We start from the raw sequence: 17,542 nt of genomic DNA, 5'->3' as shown, positions 1-17,542 counted from the left end.
GGACAGGACCCGGCGCTCTCGGCGGGCCCGGCGGTGCGCTTGATCGGTCTGGTTCCACTGAGACCTGTGTCACAGTAGAAAGGACGTGAGGGGGAGGCGAGCGCAGGAGACAGGGGACGAGAGCCTGTCATGTCTATACATCCGGGTCACCACAGCTCGGCCACAGAACGTCCCGGTGTCGCCGACCGACGGCGCGACGAGTACGAGGTTCTGTTCGGGCAAGCGCCGGTGATCTTTGCTGCACTGGGCGGCCCGAGACACTTGCTGGAAGCGGCGAACTCGGCGTTCTCGGAGGTCGTGGGGCCCGATCGCGTGCGCATCGGCGCGCCAATAGGGGAGCTCATTCCGGAAGTGGCTGCGCAGGGCCTCCTGGAACGGCTCGACGCCGTCCACCGCACCGGCCGGGCATACCGGGCCCGCGGCGTGCGGCTCCTGCTCGGCGGTCCGGGCAAGCAGCGGGAGCGCTTCTTCGACTTCACCTATGAACCCCGCCGGGACGCGGCGGGCCAGGTCGACGGGATCGTGGTGATCGCCGTCGAGACCACGGGGTACCACCACGAGCGTCTCCTGGCCGCCGAGCAGCGCGCGCTGCTGGAGCAGATCGCACGCGACGCACCGCTGGACGAGACTCTGGGCGGGATGGCCAAGGTGATCGAGGAGTTCTCACCCGGCACGATCGTCTCGGTGCAGCTTCTCGATCCCGATGGACGGCGCCTCCGGCACGGCAGCGCCCCGTGCCTGCCCGACTTCTACAACCAGGGGATCGACGGAGCGCTCATCGGCGAGGGCGCCGGCTCGTGCGGCACGGCCGCCCACCGGCGTGAGCCGGTGATCGTCACCGACATCGCCACCGATCCCCTCTGGAAGGACTACCGCGATCTGGCCCGGCGGGCCGGGGTCGCGGCGTGCTGGTCCACACCGATCCAGGATGCGGACGGCCGGCTGCTGGGCACCTTCGCGATGTACCACCGCACTCCGAGGGCTCCCGAGGAGAAGGACCTGGCACTCAGCGCCGCATTCGCCCGCATCGCCGCGCTGGCCATCGAACGGCATCGCGCGGTGGAGGCGAGCCACGCAGCCCAGAAGCGCGAGAAGGTGGCCCATGAGGACCTGGCCTTCGTGCTGGAAGCCAGCACCGCCGTGGCGAGCGAGCCGCACTATGCCGACTGCCTGCAGCGCATGGCCCGGCTGACCGTGCCGGCCCTCGCGCCGTTGTGCGCCGTGCACGTCGTCGAGCACGGCCGGACCAGGCGCATCGCCGTCGCCGCCTCGACCCGGGAGGGGCGAGAGCTCCTCGCGTCCTCCGTACTGTGCGACGCGATGGACACGGCGGTCGTCGGCGCGCTGGCCTCCGGCGCCACCGAGACCGCCCAGGTGGGTGGCCCGTGCGCACACTCCGGCATCACCGGCTACGTCTGTGTCCCGTTGAGGACCCGGGGCCGCACTTTCGGCGTGCTCACACTCCTGTCCACCGATCTGCCCCTGGACAGCCACACGATCGCCCTCGCCGAGGAACTCGCCCGCCGGGCCGCTTCGAGTGCCGACAACGCCCACCAGTTCACCGACCGGGTCCGGCTGGCCCGCGATCTGCAGAGGGCCCTGCTGCCTCCCGAGTTGCCCACGATTCCTGGTGCCACCCTGGCGACCTCGTACCATCCGGCCGGCGAAGGGCTCGATGTCGGCGGCGACTTCTACGACGTGTTCCCGCTCCCCGGCGACCGCTGGGCGCTCATGATCGGCGACGTGTGCGGACGTGGTGCGCTGGCCGCCACCACCACCGGCCTGGTCCGCCACACCGCACGCGCCGCCGCCCGCCTCCTGCGCGATCCGGCCGCGGTGGTCGCCGCGATCAACGACGCGCTGAGGGACGGCAGCGGCGACGAAGGCCAGTTCGTGTCGCTCGTCTACGGCGAGCTGCGGCATTCCGCGTCCCACCTCGCGCTCACCCTGATCCGCGCGGGCCATGTACCGCCTCTCGTCCGCCATGCCGACGGCCGGGTCGAGGAAATCGCCGGTCCAGGACTGCTGTTGGGCATCGGGCCCGACCCCGACCTGTACCCCTGCGATGTCGAGCTGCGCCACGGCGACAGTCTCATCCTGGCCACCGACGGCATCACCGAGGCGCGTTGCGCGGACGGCGAGTTCTTCGGTGAGGGCCGTCTGGCAGACGCCCTGGTCGCGGTCCGGACCACGACGCCCACCGCAGCCGACCTCATCGAGTCCGTCACGAGCGCCGTGACCGCGTTCGCCGGCAATGCCAGCCTCGACGACCAAGCCGCGCTGGTCCTTGTCGCCGCCTGACGTTCACGGGGCAGCCGGGGGCTGTACGGGGACGTCGGTGTGCGCGGCGTGGTTGTCGGAGCAGGCAATGCCGTCGCCCGCCGGCGTCTTCCCGCCCAACGGGCCTGGCAAGGCGCGGGGACGGTCGCGCGGCGCAGGCGGTGGGTGAGCCGGTCGCGCTGCCGCACCCCGGTGAGCCCTTCGAACCGACGGCCGAGACCCTCCTGGCCGAGCCGTGGTGGCGCGGGACGGCGGTCGGGCTCGAGGGCGGCCTTGGGCGAGGTCGACCGCCGACACGCCGGGTGACGTTCCCGCTGGGGTACAGGGGGCTCCTGGGAGCTGGAAATGGCTGCGGCGGGCTGGGTTTCGGGTCCGCTTTTCGGACCGGAGGCGAGGGCCGGGGAGCGTAGGGCTCCCCGGTCCTCTCCTTTGATTGTGACCGCATCTGACCAGCATTGATCGGTTCGTTGGCTCACGAGAACGCGCCCGTCGGCGGGGTTATCGGTCTGTCGTACGACCCCTCATACCAGAGCGGGAAGCTCTCCGGAGGACTTTGTCAACAGCCCACCGCACTTGCCGCGTCGGCGACTACTCTGAGTTGCCGTCGGGCGACACAGGGCCGAATTCCTCGGTTCTCCCGGCCGACGCCGCGATGGCGCATGCCCGAGTGGCGCAGAACCGCGGGAGCCCCCACGCCCCCGACGCACCCAGCACGAGGACGCCGATGTCTCACCTCCGCGCACCGGCCGCACGCGTAGACCGCCGCGAGGGCGGGCGGCACGGGCGGCCCGCCGTCCGCGAGACCGGGATACGGCCCCAACTGCTGCGTCTGGCGGTCCTGCCACCGATCGCGGTGGCCCTGAGCGCCTGCGCCGCCGTGTTCTTCACTGTCCGCTCCACCGGCGCTCGCCCGACCGCCACGCTCTGGGCCGTGCTCGCGGGCGCCCTCGGAGTGAGCCTTGTGGGCATCGTGGTCGCCGCCGTGGCCGCCCGCCGCGCGGCCAGGTCCGTCGCCGACCGGCTGACGTCACTGCGCCGCGTCGGCGCCCGCGGCGAGGCCGAGCTGCGTGCCCTGCTCGAGGTGCTGCGTCGCGGCGAGGCGCCGCCCACGCGCCCACGACGCGCCGAACCGGGCGCGAACGGCGACGACTTCGACCTGCTCGCGGCCGAGCTGGCGAGCGCCCACGACGGCGCGGTCGCCGCCGTCGTCCAGGCCGCCCAGCTCTCCAGTCACACGGGCAGCGCACAGAAGCTCGAGGTCTTCGTCAATCTGGCCCGGCGCCTTCAGTCGCTCGTGCACCGGGAGATCTCGATCCTGGACGAGCTGGAGAACGAGATCGAAGACCCCGACCTCCTCAAGGGCCTCTTCCACGTCGACCACCTCGCCACCCGCATCCGGCGCCACGCCGAGAACCTCGCCGTGCTCGGCGGTGCCGTCTCGCGCCGCCAGTGGAGCCATCCGGTGTCCATGACCGAGGTACTGCGCTCGACGATCGCCGAGGTCGAGCAGTACTCGCGGGTCAAGCTCGTGCCGCCGATCGACGGCACCCTGCGCGGCCACGCTGTGGCCGACGTGATCCATCTGCTGGCCGAACTGGTCGAGAACGCCACCGTGTTCTCGGCTCCGCACACCCAGGTGCTGCTGCGTGCCGGCCTCGTCACCTCGGGCCTCGCCGTCGAGGTCGAGGACCGCGGGCTCGGCATGCCACCGGCCGAACAGGGCAGGATGAACGCCCTGTTGGCCGATCCCGACCAGGTCAACGTCGCCGGCCTGCTGGCGGACGGCCGCATCGGGCTGTTCGTCGTCTCCCAGCTCGCCCGCCGCCACGGCATCCACGTCCGGTTGCAGCCCAACATCTACGGCGGTGTGCAGGCGGTGCTCGTCGTGCCGCAGAACCTGCTCGGGCCGGCTCCGACCGCGTCCGCGAGCATCATCCGAGAGGTGTCGCGCGGGACGGTCACGGTGACGGGGCCGCTCGCAACTCCAGACGTGACGCCTGGTGTCGCGGGACCGCAGCAGGCCGTCCCGCAAAGCCCGGACCGCCAGGTTCCCCCACCGCGGGGCGGCCGGCACGCAGGGCCGTCCCCGACCGTCTCCGAGCACTCGGGGCCTCCCGGACCGCGGCAGCCGGAGGACGATTCGGGCCTGGCCGGCCATAGCCGATCGCCGCTGCCCGTACGCGACGCCGACAGACCACGACCCAACCCGGCCGAGGCGATCCCCGGGATCCGCGCCGATGACCGGACGGCCGTCGACCGGACCGCCGGCGGACCGCCGGCGCCGCTGCTCGGGCCCGTGCGCGGAACGATGAGCAAGCCCCAACTGCCCCGCCGCCGCGCCCAGGAGCACATCGCACCCCAGCTGCGCGGCGGCCCCACGCCGCCCGTGCGCCAGGATGCCGACCGGCACATCGGCCACGACCCGGGCCTGATGGCCGCGTTCCAGCGGGGCATCGGCCGCGCGGACGCGGAGCCGACGCCCGAGCCCGGGCGCTCCGAGGCGGACACCCCCACGGGCTCCGACGGTTTTGGGCACACCGACGTCCCGCCGGACGCGGCGCTCGCCGGTGACGGACCGGCGTCGGCGCCCGCCCCCGGCGCACCCGCCGTGGACCCGGCGGACACGGCCGAACCACGCCCCCCACACGTGCCCGACCACGACCCGACCGCCCGGCACGACGGGAGCACACCGGCCGGATGACCACACCGACCCCGACCGCTCCCGCAGACCTGCGTACCCCAAGGAGTCGATCCACCATGGCGAGCGAAGTGCCGACTGCCCATGTCCCCGACCTCGACTGGCTGATGAGCGGCCTCGTGCAGCGCGTACCGCACACCACGAGCGCGGTGCTCCTGTCCTGCGACGGGCTCGTGAAGTCCGTCCACGGACTGGACCCGGACAGCGCCGACCACATGGCCGCCCTGGCCTCCGGCCTCTACTCCCTCGGCCGTAGCGCCGGTGTCCGCTTCGGGGACGGCGGTGAAGTCCGGCAGGTGGTCGTCGAGCTCGACTCCACCCTGCTGTTCGTCACCACGGCGGGCTCCGGCACCTGCCTCGCCGTACTCGCCGGCTGTGAAGCGGACGCGGCGGTCCTCGGCTACGAGATGGCGACGCTCGTCAAGAGCGTGCGGCCCTATCTGATGACAGCGCCCCGCCGGCCCACGGCGCCCAGGCCTTGAGCGTGACCGCGGTCGGCGACGGCCCCTGGCTCGACGACGCGGCCGGGCGGCTGGTGCGCCCCTACACCGTCAGCAACGGCCGCACCCGGCCGGCCACCGCCCTCGATCTCCTGTCCCAAGTCATGGTCACCGGCACCGTCCCCCGCGGCTACCTCGGCCCCGAGCACGCCCAGGCCCTCGACCTGTGCCGGGCGCCGGTCTCGATCGCCGAGGTCGCCGCCCACCTGAAGTTGCCGGCGGTGGTCACCAAGGTCCTGGTGTCGGACCTCGTCGGCTGCGGGGCGCTGACCACGAAACCCCCCGCCTTCCACCACAACCCCACGGACCGGTCCCTTCTGGAGGCAGTGCTCGATGGATTACGACGGCAGCTCTGATCCCTTCCCCACCGCGCTGAAAATCCTGGTGGCGGGAGGGTTCGGAGTAGGCAAGACGACCTTCGTGGGCGCGGTCAGCGAGATCGCGCCGCTGAGCACGGAGGAGCTGCTCACCACGGTCAGCGCCGCCATCGACAGCCTCGACGGCGTCGAGAACAAGGTCGAGACCACCGTGGCGATGGACTTCGGCCGTATCACGCTCGACCCGCAGCATGTGCTGTACCTCTTCGGGACCCCCGGACAGGAACGCTTCTGGTTCATGTGGGACGAGCTGTCCGAGGGCGCGCTCGGCGCGGTGATTCTCGCGGACACACGTCGTCTGGAGGACTGCTTCGCGGCTGTCGACTTCTTCGAGCAGCGCGGCCTCGGGTTCGTGGTGGCCGTCAACGAGTTCGACGGTGCCCACCGCTACGACGCGGACGAGGTGCGCTCCGCCCTCGACCTCGCGTCCGAGATCCCCGTCGTGCGCTGCGACGCCCGGATCTCCAGCTCGGGGGTGCAGACCCTGCTCACGCTCGTCCGTCACCTCCTCGCCCTCGCCCCGGCGGCGGCCACAGGCCGTGGAGTCCGCGCATGACTCCACGATGGCTGCTGCTGACCCCCGAGGACAAGGACGCCCCGGCGCGTGCCGGCAGGTTGCGTGGGCTCGGCCTCGGCGAGCGCCCGGAGCCGGAGTTCGACGCGTTCGCGGACCGGCTGGCCGCTGTGGCAGCGGTGCCCTACGCGATGGTGAACTTCGTCGGCGAACACCGGCAATTCTTCGCCGGACTCCACCAGCCAGGGGACCGTCCGCTCACGGCCGTCCTCGACCGGGAGGGCGGATCCAGGGAACCGGTCCGCCACCTGGGTCGCGAGTACGGTTTCTGCCCGCACGTCGTCGTGCGCCGCAAGGCACTGGTCCTGGAGGACGTCCAGGACTATCCGCGCTTCGCCGGCAACCCAGCCGTCGACGAACTCGGCGTCCGCTCCTACCTCGGCGCTCCGCTCGTCGACAGTACGGGCATCGCCCTCGGCACGGTCTGCGCCGTCGACCTCGCACCACGCCCCTGGGGCCGGGCCGGTCTGGAGACCATCAAGGCGTTGGCGGCGGAGCTGGCGGAGCGGATCGCGCAGCGCGAGTACCGGGTATGAGGCCGCGTCGGCCGTACAGTGTGGTCTGTGCTCGCTGAACCTCCGGCGGACGGGCGCCCCCCGACCGGCCCGCGTTACGGTGCCCCCTGCCACCGTGTCGCCGCGTGTCACCCACCTGGCGGAATAGCCCGCCGCAGGCCGTCCCCGGTGCCCCGGCCGGTCGCCGACCACTGCGAGGCGCAGGCGCCGAGGCGTCGGCGCCGTGCTCACCAGGGCCGCAGGGCACGGGCGTGAAGGAAAGCTGCGGCCCAGGTTTAGAAATCCTCGATGGACCCGGGCGCCGCGGTAGGGCAGATTTCTAGCCGATCTCACTCCTCTCCCCGGTACGGGCTCCTTCGGCATGCCCGCCTCCGGGAACTCACCCACAGGAGCCGTTGCGTGAAGGCGCTGGTCAAGGACAAGGCGGAACCGGGGCTCTGGCTCATGGACGTCCCCGAGCCGCAGGTCGGCCACGGCGATGTACTGATCAAGGTCCTCAGGACCGGGATCTGCGGCACCGACCTGCACATCCGGTCCTGGGACGGCTGGGCGCAGCAGGCCATCCGCACGCCCCTGGTGGTCGGGCACGAGTTCGTCGGCGAGGTGGTCGACACCGGCCGCGACGTCACCGACATCAAGGCCGGCGACCGGGTCAGCGGCGAAGGCCACCTGGTGTGCGGCAAGTGCCGCAACTGTCTGGCCGGGCGCCGCCATCTGTGCCGGGCGACGGTCGGACTGGGCGTCGGGCGCGACGGCGCGTTCGCCGAGTACGTCGTGCTGCCCGCCTCCAACGTGTGGGTGCACCGGATCCCCGTCGATCTGGACGTCGCCGCGATCTTCGACCCGTTCGGCAACGCCGTCCACACGGCGCTCTCCTTCCCGCTGGTCGGCGAGGACGTCCTGATCACCGGCGCCGGCCCGATCGGACTGATGGCCGCCGCCGTGGCCCGGCACGCCGGCGCCCGCAACGTCGTCGTCACCGACGTCAGCGAGGAGCGTCTGGAGCTGGCGCGCAAGATCGGCGCGAGCCTCGCCCTGAACGTCTCGGACGCCACCATCGCCGACGGGCAGCGCGAACTCGGCCTGCGCGAGGGCTTCGACATCGGCCTGGAGATGTCGGGCCGCCGGGAGGCGCTGCGCGAGATGATCGCCAACATGACGCACGGCGGACGGATCGCCATGCTCGGACTGCCGTCCGAGGAGTTCCCCGTGGACTGGGCCCGGATCGTCACGTCCATGATCACCATCAAGGGGATCTACGGCCGCGAGATGTTCGAGACCTGGTACGCGATGTCGGTGCTGCTGGAGGGCGGACTCGACCTCGCCCCGGTGATCACCGGCCGGTACGACTACCGCGACCACGAGGCTGCGTTCGCGGACGCGGCGAGCGGCAAGGGCGGCAAGGTCATCCTGGACTGGGCTGCGTAACTCTCTTCCGGCGTAAGCACTTTAGGAGCTTTCTGATGTTCGACACCGTGCGCGACGACCTGCGCGCCACCCTCGAGGAGATCCGTGCCGCCGGGCTGCACAAGCCCGAGCGTGTGATCGGCACCCCGCAGTCCGCGACCGTGCAGGTGACCGCGGGCGGCCGCCCCGGCGAGGTGCTCAACTTCTGCGCCAACAACTACCTCGGCCTCGCCGACCACCCCGAGGTGATCGCCGCCGCCCACGAGGCGCTGGACCGCTGGGGCTACGGCATGGCGTCCGTGCGCTTCATCTGCGGCACGCAGGAGGTCCACAAGGAGCTGGAGGCGCGGCTGTCCGCGTTCCTCGGCCAGGAGGACACGATCCTGTACTCCTCCTGCTTCGACGCCAACGGCGGCGTCTTCGAGACCCTCCTCGAGGCCGAGGACGCGGTCATCTCCGACGCCCTCAACCACGCCTCGATCATCGACGGCATCCGCCTGTCCAAGGCCCGCCGCTTCCGCTACGCCAACCGCGACATGGCGGACCTCGAGCGGCAGCTGAAGGAGGCGGCCCAAGGCGGTGCGCGCCGCAAGCTGATCGTCACCGACGGCGTCTTCTCGATGGACGGTTACCTGGCCCCGCTGCGCGAGATCTGCGACCTCGCCGACCGCTACGACGCCATGGTGATGGTCGACGACTCGCACGCCGTCGGCTTCGTCGGCCCCGGCGGCCGCGGCACCCCCGAGCTGCACGGCGTCATGGACCGCGTCGACATCATCACGGGCACCCTGGGCAAGGCGCTCGGCGGTGCCTCCGGCGGTTACGTCGCCGCCCGGGCGGAGATCGTGGCCCTGCTGCGCCAGCGCTCCCGGCCGTACCTCTTCTCGAACACGCTCGCCCCGGTGATCGCGGCGGCCTCGCTCAAGGTGCTCGACCTGCTGGAGTCGGCGGGCGACCTGCGCGAGAAACTGGCCGAGAACACCGCGCTCTTCCGGCGCCGTATGACCGAGGAGGGCTTCGACATCCTGCCCGGCGACCACGCCATCGCCCCGGTCATGATCGGCGACGCGGCGAAGGCCGGACGTATGGCCGAGCTGCTCCTCGAGCGCGGCGTGTACGTCATCGGCTTCTCCTACCCGGTGGTGCCGCAGGGCCAGGCGCGTATCCGGGTGCAGCTGTCCGCAGCGCACTCGACGGACGACGTCAACCGCGCGGTCGACGCGTTCGTGGCCGCGCGTGCGGAGCTGGAGGGCTGAAAGCCCCGAGGTTCTTGCGATAATCGTCCGCATGATCGAAGCGCGGCGGCTGCACATCCTCCGTGCGGTGGCCGACCACCGCACGGTGACGGCCGCCGCCGCCGCGCTCTACCTCACCCCGTCCGCGGTGTCCCAGCAGCTCGCCGCGCTGGAGCAGGAGACCGGTCACCGGCTGGTCGAGCGCGGCGCCAGGGGCGTCCGGCTCACCCCGGCGGGTGAGATCCTGCTCAGCCACACGAACGCGGTCCTCGCCCAGCTCGAGCGCGCCGAGGCCGAGCTGGCGGCCTACGGCGCCGGTTCGGCGGGGACGGTCACGCTCGCCTCCTTCGCCACCGGCATCGGCCTGGTCGTCGCCCCCGCGCTGGCCCGCCTCGCCCGCACGGCGCCCGGCATCCGGGTGCGTGTCCAGGACGCCGAGGGCGATGCGAGCCTGCCGATGGTCCTGGACCGGCAGGTCGATGTCGCGGTCGCCGTCGAGTACCGGGGCGCCCCGGACGCGGACGACCCGAGGCTCACGCACATCCCGCTGTACGCCGAGCCCTTCGACGCTGTGGTGCCGGTCGGCCACCGCCTCGCCGACGCGAGCGAGGTCCCGCTCGCCGAGCTGGCCAAGGACTCCTGGATCGGCCCCTACCCCGGCAACCCCTGCCACGAGGTGGTCGTCCTCGCCTGTGAGCACGCCGGATTCCAGCCCCGCCTCGAACACTCCTCGGACGACTTCCGCGCGGTGGTCGCCCTCGCCTCCGCCGCCGCTGGTGTCGCCCTGGTGCCCCGCTCCGCCCTGCGCGGCATGGACCTGACCGGCGTGGTCGTCCGCCCGGTCGACGGGGTCGCGCCCACCCGCCGGGTCTTCGCCGCCGTGCGCCGGGGCGCGGAGGAGCACCCTTTGATCCGGCCGGTGCTGGACGCCCTCACGGAGGCCGCGACCGGCGACTGAGGGCCGCCCTGTTTCGTTTCCGGGAAACCTCTCTCACATCCGGGACACGGCGTCCCTGATATGGGATAGCGTCTCGGATATGAGAAGTGAGATGGCGGATGCCGTCGACGCCCGGCTCGCCGCGCGCCTCGCCGAACTGCGGGCCGAACGCGGCTGGTCCCTGGGCGACCTGGCCGACCGCAGCGGGGTGAGCCGCTCCACCCTCTCCCGGGCGGAAAGGGCCGAGATCAGCCCCACAGCCTCGATGCTGAACCGGCTGTGCGGCGTCTACGGCCGCACGATGTCCCAGCTCCTCAGCGAGGTCGAGGCGGAGCCCGCGCAGGTGGTGCGTACCGCCGACCAGACCGTGTGGGAGGACGCGGACTCCGGCTTCGTACGCCGGTGCGTGTCCCCTCCGCAGTCCGGACTGCGCGGCGAACTGGTCGAGGGACGGCTCGCGCCAGGCGCTGACATCGCCTACGACCGGCCGCCCGTGCCGGGGCTCGAACAGCACATCTGGATCCTCGAGGGGGCACTGGAGGTGACCGCGCAGGATGTGCGGCACCGGCTCGCCACCGGTGACTGCCTGCGGCTTCGCGTCTGGGGACCGACGCGCTTCCGGTGCCCCGGGCCCGACGCCGCGCGGTACGCGCTGGTGGTGGTGCTGCCGTGACCGCGATCGTCAGACTGGGCGCGACCGACGTGCTCGCCCGGGCAGAGGCGCTGGCGGAGTTGCTGACCGACACCGTGAACGGCGGAGCCTCGATCGGATTCCTCGCGCCGCTCGACCGGGCGGAGGCTCTCGCCTGGTGGAGGGCGCGGGCCGCCGCGGTCGACGCGGGCGCCTGCGCGGTGTGGGCGGCGCGGGCCGGGGAGGGGGTGACGGGCACGGTGAGCCTCGCCTTCCCGGACAAGGCGAACAGCCGTCACCGGGCCGAGTTGGTCAAACTCATGGTGCACCGGGCCGCGCGCGGCCGGGGTCTTGGGCGAGAACTGCTGGCCACCGCCGAACGGGCGGCCGCCGAGGCCGGCATCACCCTGCTCCACCTGGACACGGAGACGGGCAGCCCGGCCGAGACGCTGTACCGCTCCGCGGGCTGGACGCGGGTCGGCGCGATACCGGACTACGCGGCGACACCGGCCGGCGATCTGCACCCCACGACCATCTACTACAAGCGCGTGGGAGTTCTCACTCGCTGAGCGGGCCGCGGCTGTCAGTGGCATTGGCTACGGTGCGGACATGCCGGACGCCGAAGACGTACGCCGTATCGCCCTGTCCCTGCCGGACACCACGGAGAAGACCGCCTGGAGCATGCCCACGTTCCGGGTGGCGGGCAAGATGTTCGCCACGCTGCCCGAGGACGAGACGTCCATGGCGGTGCGCTGCCCCAAGGAGGAGCGGGACGAGCTGGTCCTCGCCGAACCGGGCAAGTTCTGGGTCGCCGCCCATGAGGCACAGTTCGCCTGGATCCGGGTCCGCCTCACCGCTCTGGCGGACGAGGGCGAACTGCACGACATCCTCGCCGACTCCTGGCGCCAGGCGGCCCCGACCCGCCTCCTGGACCACCACCCTGAGCTGGGACTCGTGACCGGCGACTGACGAGACGGGCGAACGGCACGTTAACGGGTGCGCGACCACCGTCCCGAGTGCGGTATTGTTTCTGTGCACGTTCGGCCGGGGGAAACCCCAGGTCAGGCGGGCAACGGGACGTGGCGCAGCTTGGTAGCGCACTTGACTGGGGGTCAAGGGGTCGCAGGTTCAAATCCTGTCGTCCCGACCAGCTTCACGCAGGTCGGAGGCCGTTTTCTCAGGAATGGGAAAGCGGCCTTTCTCGTGTCCGCGAGCCGGCCCTGGGGGCCTTCGGATTGATCGCATTGTCAGTCCCCACTGCCATCATCCCGCCATGCTCTACGACGCCTTGGTGTCCGCATCCCGTAGGAACGACGCGCTCGACGACGTGAGGACCGCCGCGCTCGACCGCGCCCGCTGGCTCGTCGACCTCCTGGAACGTCAGCGGACGGAGACCCGGTCGGGCGCCACCATGTGGCGGGAGCCCGAGGAGTACGAGCGATACGAGGCGATGCGCGCGGCGACCCGGGCCGAGATCGGCGGGCGGCTGACGGCCTGCGCGGACGAGGAGGGCAGGGCCGCGGTCCTGAGCCTCCTGCTGGCCGCCTGCTTCGACGACACCGGCTTGTGGCAGTACGACGCCGAGATGAAGCCCCTGATCTCGCGCGTGCGCGGCTGGACGCCCGACCAGGTCGCGGTGATGCTGCTGCGTGTCACCGAGTACGACATGGGCTACTGGTTCGCCGATTCACTGGCGCTGGTGCTGGGCGCCGCCGAGCGGCTCGGTGCCGACGGCCTCCGCGCGGTCGCGCCGCAGCTGCGATACGTCCACGCGGAGCTGATGGACACCGAGGTCGAGGCACGCCGGCGCGCATCGCTCGCCAAGCGCCTCCGTGCCCTGCTTGCCGGTGTGGACGAGGCGCACATCCCCGAGGGCCTGATCCCCGCGTACGCTCCCTGGGCCGTCGCCCTGCGCGACCGCGCGAACACATCGCCGACGCCGGAACTGGCCCACTTCGTCCGGCACCTGACGAGCCTGTCGGGGCCGCGTCCGGCCCAGCGGTGGCGGCGGACCTGCATCGAGCTCGCCGACGCGGCGACCACGCGCGAGCTCGTGGCCTCCGTCCTGCGGGAACTGGCTGAGGGCGATCCGCACTGCAGCAGAAGACACGGTTCGGGCATCAGCTGGATCCAGGGCGACGCGTACCACCACCACTACGTGGTTCACCAGAACGACGGTGACCTGGCGCGCGGCGCCGTCTGGGCGGCCGCGCTGGCCGAGGGTCCGGCCGCGGTGCCGCACCTCGCCGCGCTCGCCCTGCGCACCGGCGGCCCCGGAACCGGCGTGATGGAGGACCTCAAGCTCGCGGGTGCGGCGATCAACGCGCTGGCCGAGATCGGTGATCCAGCCGCCCTGGAGGCCCTGTGGCGTCTGCAGTCCCAGGTCAAACACCGGGGACTGCGCAAGCAGCTGGACACCGCGCTGGTGACGGCCGCAGGGAAACAGGGCATCACGGCGGGGCAGCTCATCGAGCGCAGCGTGCCCACCCATGGCCTGGCACCGGACGCCTCGCTCGAACACGACCTGGGCGGATACCGGGCGCGGGTGGCGATCGAGGACGCGGCGACGGTGCGGCTCACCCTCACCGGCCCCGACGGACGGACGTCCCGTACTGCCCCGGCGGCGGTGAAGAACGGCTTCGCGGGCGAGCTCAAGGAGCTGAAAGCGCTGGCCAAGGAGGTGCGCGGCACCTTGTCGGGCGAGCGGGCCCGTATCGAGGCGCTGATGTCGGCCGGGCGCAGCTGGCCCTACGACGAATGGCGCCGGTACTACCGCGACCATCCGCTCACCGGCGTCCTCGTCCGTGGCCTGATCTGGGAGTTCCAGGGCGAGGACGGTCTGTGGCACGCGGTGGCGCCGATGAGCGCACCGCCCGGCGAGCCCGAGCGCGTCCGGCTGTGGCATCCGATCCGGGCGTCGGCGGACGAGATCAGGGAGTGGCGGGCGCGGATCGTCGCCGAGCGGCTGCGGCAGCCGTTCAAACAGGCGTTCAGGGAGATCTACCTGCTCACACCGGCGGAGGAGGAGACCGGCGTCTACTCCAACCGGTTCGCGGCCCATGTCGTCCACTACCGGCGGCTCTACGCGCTGTTCAAGGAACGCGGATGGCAGGCCAACTTCCTCGGCCGGTACGACGGAGGCTACGAGGGACAGGCACGGGCCGAGTTCGGCGACGGCGAGTGGCGCGCGTGCTTCTACCACGAACCCGCAACGGAGGACTACGGCGACTATGCGCCCGACCACGCCGCGACGGACCAGGTCCGCTTCGAGCGGCGGGACGACCGGCGCTGGCAGGAGATACCGCTCGTCGAGGTACCGCCGTTGGTGTTCAGTGAGGCGATGCGGGATGTGGATCTCTTTGTCGGGGTGACTTCGATCGCGGCGGATCCGGACTGGAGCGATCGGGGTGAGGATCGTTATGCCGCGTATTGGCGGACGGCGACGTTCGGTGAGTTGACGGCTAGTGCGGAGGCGCGTCGTGACGCCTTGGAGCGGATTCTGCCGCGTCTGAGGATCGCGGATCGGTGCTCGCTGGACGGCCGGTATCTGGTGGTCCGGGGTGACCTGGGTAGCTACCGGATCCATCTGGGCTCGTCCAACATCTTGATGGAGCCGGACGACGCCTATCTGTGTATTGTCCCGTCGCGCCGTTCGGCCGGTGACGGGAAGGTGTTCCTGCCGTTCGAGGACGAGCGGCTCTCGCTGATTCTGAGCAAGGCGTTCCTGCTCGCAGCCGACACGAAGATCACCGACGAGACCATCCTCCGCCAGATCAAGCGAGGTGCCTGATGGCCAGCGTGACATTCCGGGACGAGACCGCAACGGGCAAGCCGGTCGCCGAGTTCGAGGTCGCCGGGCTCCCGGAACGGATGACCGTACGGGAGCTGATCAGGCTCCGGGTCCGCGAGGAGGTCGCCCGGTACAACGCCCGCCCGAGTGACCCCTTCCACGGTCTCGTCCGTCCCGACGACGCCGAGACGGAGCTGAACGGCTACCGGCTCCGCGAGCCTCGCCGCATCGACTGGGAGCACCAGGCAGAGATCGCCGAGCGCGCCTTCCTGTCCAACGGCTTCTTCGTGCTGGCCGGGGACCGCCAGGTCGAGGACCTCGACGACGTCGTGGATCTCACCGTCGATCCCGGCCTGGTCTTCATCAAGCTCGTCGCCCTCGTCGGAGGCTGAGAGACGGCGCGGCGGGACCACCCGTGCGGCCAGGGTCGCACCTGTGTGCGACATGTCGTGGCTGAGAAAAACGCTTGGACTCCATGGGGGCCGTCGCGGGACAATTCGACCTCTGACCTGCCCGTACTGGCACGTCGGCGTCACCGCGAGCTGCGCGGGACGCCGTCGGCGTGCCCCGTCTGTCGGAGGACGGCCCGAACGCGGGCGCTCCCTCGAACCGAAGCTCCACACGCCATGGACGCAACGGCATCTTCCCGCAGAAGCACGTGGCGACCGCCACACGACACCACAGGGTTGAGATGGGTACGCCTGAATCGCGTGAGGTTCCGCCGCGCAGGGGCTCGGTGCTCCTCGCACTCCGTTACTACGCACGGGAGTTAGCCCGCCTACGGCGCCTCACGGTGCCCGCGATGCTGCTGCCGGCGCTGGGCAACATCGGTATCAACTACATCGCGCCGCTGATCGTCGCGAAGCTCGTCGGCCGCATCGCCGACGGCGCGGGTACCACCATCGGCTCAACGCTGCCCTACGTCATCGGCTTCGCCTGCGCCCTGCTGCTCGCGGAGGTCCTGTGGCGTATCGGTCTGCACTGCCTGAACCGCCTCGACGCCCACGGCATCGAGCACCTGTACGTGATCGGCCTGGACGAGCTGTTCGCCAAGGACGCCGCGTTCTTCCACGACAGCTTCGCGGGATCCCTGACCAAGCGGGTCCTCAGCTTCGCCTCCCGCTTCGAGGAGTTCGTCGACACGCTGACCTTCCAGGTGGCGGGCAGCTTCGTGCCGCTGCTGTTCGGGTCGGTGGTGCTGTGGCGCTACGAACCGCTGCTCGTCGTGGGGCTCTTGGCGATGATCGCACTGACGGCCCTGTGCGTGGTGCCTCTCATCCGCCGCCGCCAGAAGCTCGTCGACCAGCGTGAGGAGGCGATCGCCCGGGTGTCGGGGCACGTGGCCGACGTCCTGATGAACATGGACACGGTCCGGGCGTTCGCCGCCGAGGACCGCGAGGCGGCCGAGCACCGGTCCCGCGTCGCGGCTTCGCGTCGGCTCACGCTGAGGTCGTGGGACTACGGCAACCTGCGCATCGACACCCTGGTCGCGCCGATGTCCGTGCTGACCAACGCGCTGGGCCTGTTGCTCGCGGTCGCGCTCGGCGGCGGGCACGGTGTGGAGGCGGTCGTGGTGGCCTTCACGTACTACAGCAACGCGACGCGCATCATGTTCGAGTTCAACCAGATCTACCGTCGTCTGGAGAGCTCGATGACGGAGGCAGCGCAGTTCACCGAACTGCTGCTGAAGCCGCCGACCGTGCTCGACCCGGCGTCGCCGGAGCCGCTGCTGCCCGGGGACGCCGAAGTCCGCTTCGAGCAGGTCACCTTCGCCCACACGGCCGGGAAGCCGCTCTTCGAGGGGCTTGAGCTGGCTGTGCCGAGCGGGACGAAGATCGGTCTCGTCGGCCGGTCCGGCGGGGGCAAGACCACCCTCACGCGGCTGCTGCTGCGGATGACGGACATCGACGCCGGCCGGATCCTGATCGGGGGTCAGGACATCAGCAGGCTGCGTCAGGCCGACCTGCGCAGCCTGATCGCCTATGTGCCGCAGGATCCGGCGATGTTCCACCGCACGCTGCGGGACAACATCGCGTTCGCCCGGCCGGAGGCCACCGACGCCGAGATCCGCCGTGCGGCCGAAGCGGCGCACGTCGCGGAGTTCGCCGACGCGTTGCCGCACGGCTTCGACACCATGGTGGGCGAGCGCGGTGTCAAGTTGTCCGGCGGACAGCGGCAGCGGGTCGCTCTTGCCAGAGCCATCCTCCGTGACGCGCCGATCCTGCTGCTCGACGAGGCGACCAGCGCCCTGGACTCCGAGAGCGAGATCCTGGTCCAGGAGGCGCTGTGGCGGCTCATGCAGGGACGGACGGCGCTCGTGGTGGCGCACCGGCTGAGCACGGTCGCCACCATGGACCAGCTCGTCGTCCTCGACCGCGGGCGGATCGTCGAGCAGGGCACGCACCAGGAGCTGCTCGCGTCGGAGGGTGCCTACGCGAAGCTGTGGCAGCACCAGTCGGGCGGCTTCCTCGACGACAGCCCGGCACGAGCCGAACTGCACTGAACCGTTCTTAGCGTTGTTGGCCAGTGTTGGCCAACTCGCCAAAATCCGGACATGAGGTGGTCCGGTGACCTCGCGAACGGTCTTCGAGGTCGGGG

At 71.2% G+C, this 17,542-nt stretch carries 15 protein-coding genes and 1 tRNA gene; all 16 read left to right on the top strand.

All coding sequences use genetic code 11. From position 1 onward, the window contains the following. The first annotated feature begins 129 nt into the window (after positions 1–129). Positions 130–2,301 carry a SpoIIE family protein phosphatase gene (locus ACWDA7_RS33120; protein ID WP_450609052.1) on the top strand — a complete coding sequence of 724 codons (2,172 nt, stop codon included), beginning with the start codon at positions 130–132 and terminating at the stop codon, positions 2,299–2,301. 703 nt (positions 2,302–3,004) lie between these two features. Further along, a complete protein-coding gene (locus ACWDA7_RS33115) occupies positions 3,005–4,981 on the top strand; it encodes an ATP-binding protein (protein ID WP_450609050.1) in 1,977 nt (658 codons plus the stop codon). A gap of 56 nt (positions 4,982–5,037) precedes the next feature. Further along, positions 5,038–5,460 carry a roadblock/LC7 domain-containing protein gene (locus ACWDA7_RS33110; RefSeq protein WP_450609048.1) on the top strand — a complete coding sequence of 141 codons (423 nt, stop codon included), beginning with the start codon at positions 5,038–5,040 and terminating at the stop codon, positions 5,458–5,460. Positions 5,461–5,462: 2 nt separating this feature from the next. Beyond that, on the top strand, positions 5,463–5,834 hold the full coding sequence (locus ACWDA7_RS33105; RefSeq protein WP_361829038.1) for a DUF742 domain-containing protein: 372 nt from the start codon (positions 5,463–5,465) through the stop codon (positions 5,832–5,834). Further along, entirely contained in the window at positions 5,812–6,411 is a 600-nt protein-coding gene (locus ACWDA7_RS33100; protein ID WP_450609046.1) for a GTP-binding protein, read from the top strand. Before ACWDA7_RS33105 ends, ACWDA7_RS33100 begins: the two co-directional genes overlap by 23 nt. After that, positions 6,408–6,965 (top strand): GAF domain-containing protein, encoded by a 558-nt coding sequence (locus ACWDA7_RS33095; RefSeq protein WP_450609045.1) that lies wholly within the window; start codon positions 6,408–6,410, stop codon positions 6,963–6,965. Before ACWDA7_RS33100 ends, ACWDA7_RS33095 begins: the two co-directional genes overlap by 4 nt. Before the next feature lie 378 nt (positions 6,966–7,343). Then, entirely contained in the window at positions 7,344–8,372 is a 1,029-nt protein-coding gene (gene tdh, locus ACWDA7_RS33090; protein WP_450609043.1) for an L-threonine 3-dehydrogenase, read from the top strand. Between the two features lie 35 nt (positions 8,373–8,407). After that, positions 8,408–9,607: a glycine C-acetyltransferase gene (locus ACWDA7_RS33085; protein ID WP_450609041.1), complete on the top strand. Its 1,200-nt coding sequence runs from the start codon at positions 8,408–8,410 to the stop codon at positions 9,605–9,607. Between the two features lie 31 nt (positions 9,608–9,638). Continuing rightward, positions 9,639–10,544, top strand: a complete 906-nt coding sequence (locus tag ACWDA7_RS33080) for a LysR family transcriptional regulator (protein ID WP_450609039.1) — start codon at positions 9,639–9,641, stop codon at positions 10,542–10,544. A gap of 79 nt (positions 10,545–10,623) precedes the next feature. Beyond that, on the top strand, positions 10,624–11,196 hold the full coding sequence (locus ACWDA7_RS33075) for a helix-turn-helix domain-containing protein (RefSeq protein ID WP_450609037.1): 573 nt from the start codon (positions 10,624–10,626) through the stop codon (positions 11,194–11,196). A 5-nt stretch (positions 11,197–11,201) separates the two neighbouring features. Then, complete coding sequence (locus tag ACWDA7_RS33070; protein ID WP_450609070.1) at positions 11,202–11,723, top strand: GNAT family N-acetyltransferase; 522 nt, start codon at positions 11,202–11,204, stop codon at positions 11,721–11,723. A 40-nt stretch (positions 11,724–11,763) separates the two neighbouring features. Next, complete coding sequence (locus ACWDA7_RS33065) at positions 11,764–12,123, top strand: MmcQ/YjbR family DNA-binding protein (protein WP_450609035.1); 360 nt, start codon at positions 11,764–11,766, stop codon at positions 12,121–12,123. 104 nt (positions 12,124–12,227) lie between these two features. Continuing rightward, positions 12,228–12,304 (top strand) — tRNA-Pro (locus ACWDA7_RS33060). A 123-nt stretch (positions 12,305–12,427) separates the two neighbouring features. Further along, positions 12,428–14,944 carry a DUF4132 domain-containing protein gene (locus ACWDA7_RS33055; RefSeq protein WP_450609033.1) on the top strand — a complete coding sequence of 839 codons (2,517 nt, stop codon included), beginning with the start codon at positions 12,428–12,430 and terminating at the stop codon, positions 14,942–14,944. Next, positions 14,944–15,336, top strand: a complete 393-nt coding sequence (locus tag ACWDA7_RS33050; RefSeq protein ID WP_450609031.1) for a hypothetical protein — start codon at positions 14,944–14,946, stop codon at positions 15,334–15,336. Before ACWDA7_RS33055 ends, ACWDA7_RS33050 begins: the two co-directional genes overlap by 1 nt. Positions 15,337–15,635: 299 nt before the next feature. Beyond that, on the top strand, positions 15,636–17,447 hold the full coding sequence (locus tag ACWDA7_RS33045; protein WP_450609030.1) for an ABC transporter ATP-binding protein: 1,812 nt from the start codon (positions 15,636–15,638) through the stop codon (positions 17,445–17,447). Positions 17,448–17,542 lie beyond the last annotated feature (95 nt).

It is taken from the genome of Streptomyces sp. NPDC001156, from assembly GCF_053598275.1.
This window is presented reverse-complemented; position numbering and strand designations above follow the sequence as displayed.

Bases quoted from the DNA above. Each gene is read 5' to 3' on its own strand.
- ACWDA7_RS33080 (WP_450609039.1), top strand. From the start codon at position 9,639: ATGATCGAAGCGCGGCGGCTGCACATCCTCCGTGCGGTGGCCGACCAC.
- ACWDA7_RS33055 (WP_450609033.1), top strand. From the start codon at position 12,428: ATGCTCTACGACGCCTTGGTGTCCGCATCCCGTAGGAACGACGCGCTC.
- ACWDA7_RS33045 (WP_450609030.1), top strand. From the start codon at position 15,636: ATGGGTACGCCTGAATCGCGTGAGGTTCCGCCGCGCAGGGGCTCGGTG.
- ACWDA7_RS33115 (WP_450609050.1), top strand. From the start codon at position 3,005: ATGTCTCACCTCCGCGCACCGGCCGCACGCGTAGACCGCCGCGAGGGC.
- ACWDA7_RS33085 (WP_450609041.1), top strand. From the start codon at position 8,408: ATGTTCGACACCGTGCGCGACGACCTGCGCGCCACCCTCGAGGAGATC.
- ACWDA7_RS33095 (WP_450609045.1), top strand. From the start codon at position 6,408: ATGACTCCACGATGGCTGCTGCTGACCCCCGAGGACAAGGACGCCCCG.
- ACWDA7_RS33075 (WP_450609037.1), top strand. From the start codon at position 10,624: ATGAGAAGTGAGATGGCGGATGCCGTCGACGCCCGGCTCGCCGCGCGC.
- ACWDA7_RS33100 (WP_450609046.1), top strand. From the start codon at position 5,812: ATGGATTACGACGGCAGCTCTGATCCCTTCCCCACCGCGCTGAAAATC.
- ACWDA7_RS33050 (WP_450609031.1), top strand. From the start codon at position 14,944: ATGGCCAGCGTGACATTCCGGGACGAGACCGCAACGGGCAAGCCGGTC.
- ACWDA7_RS33110 (WP_450609048.1), top strand. From the start codon at position 5,038: ATGGCGAGCGAAGTGCCGACTGCCCATGTCCCCGACCTCGACTGGCTG.
- ACWDA7_RS33065 (WP_450609035.1), top strand. From the start codon at position 11,764: ATGCCGGACGCCGAAGACGTACGCCGTATCGCCCTGTCCCTGCCGGAC.
- ACWDA7_RS33120 (WP_450609052.1), top strand. From the start codon at position 130: ATGTCTATACATCCGGGTCACCACAGCTCGGCCACAGAACGTCCCGGT.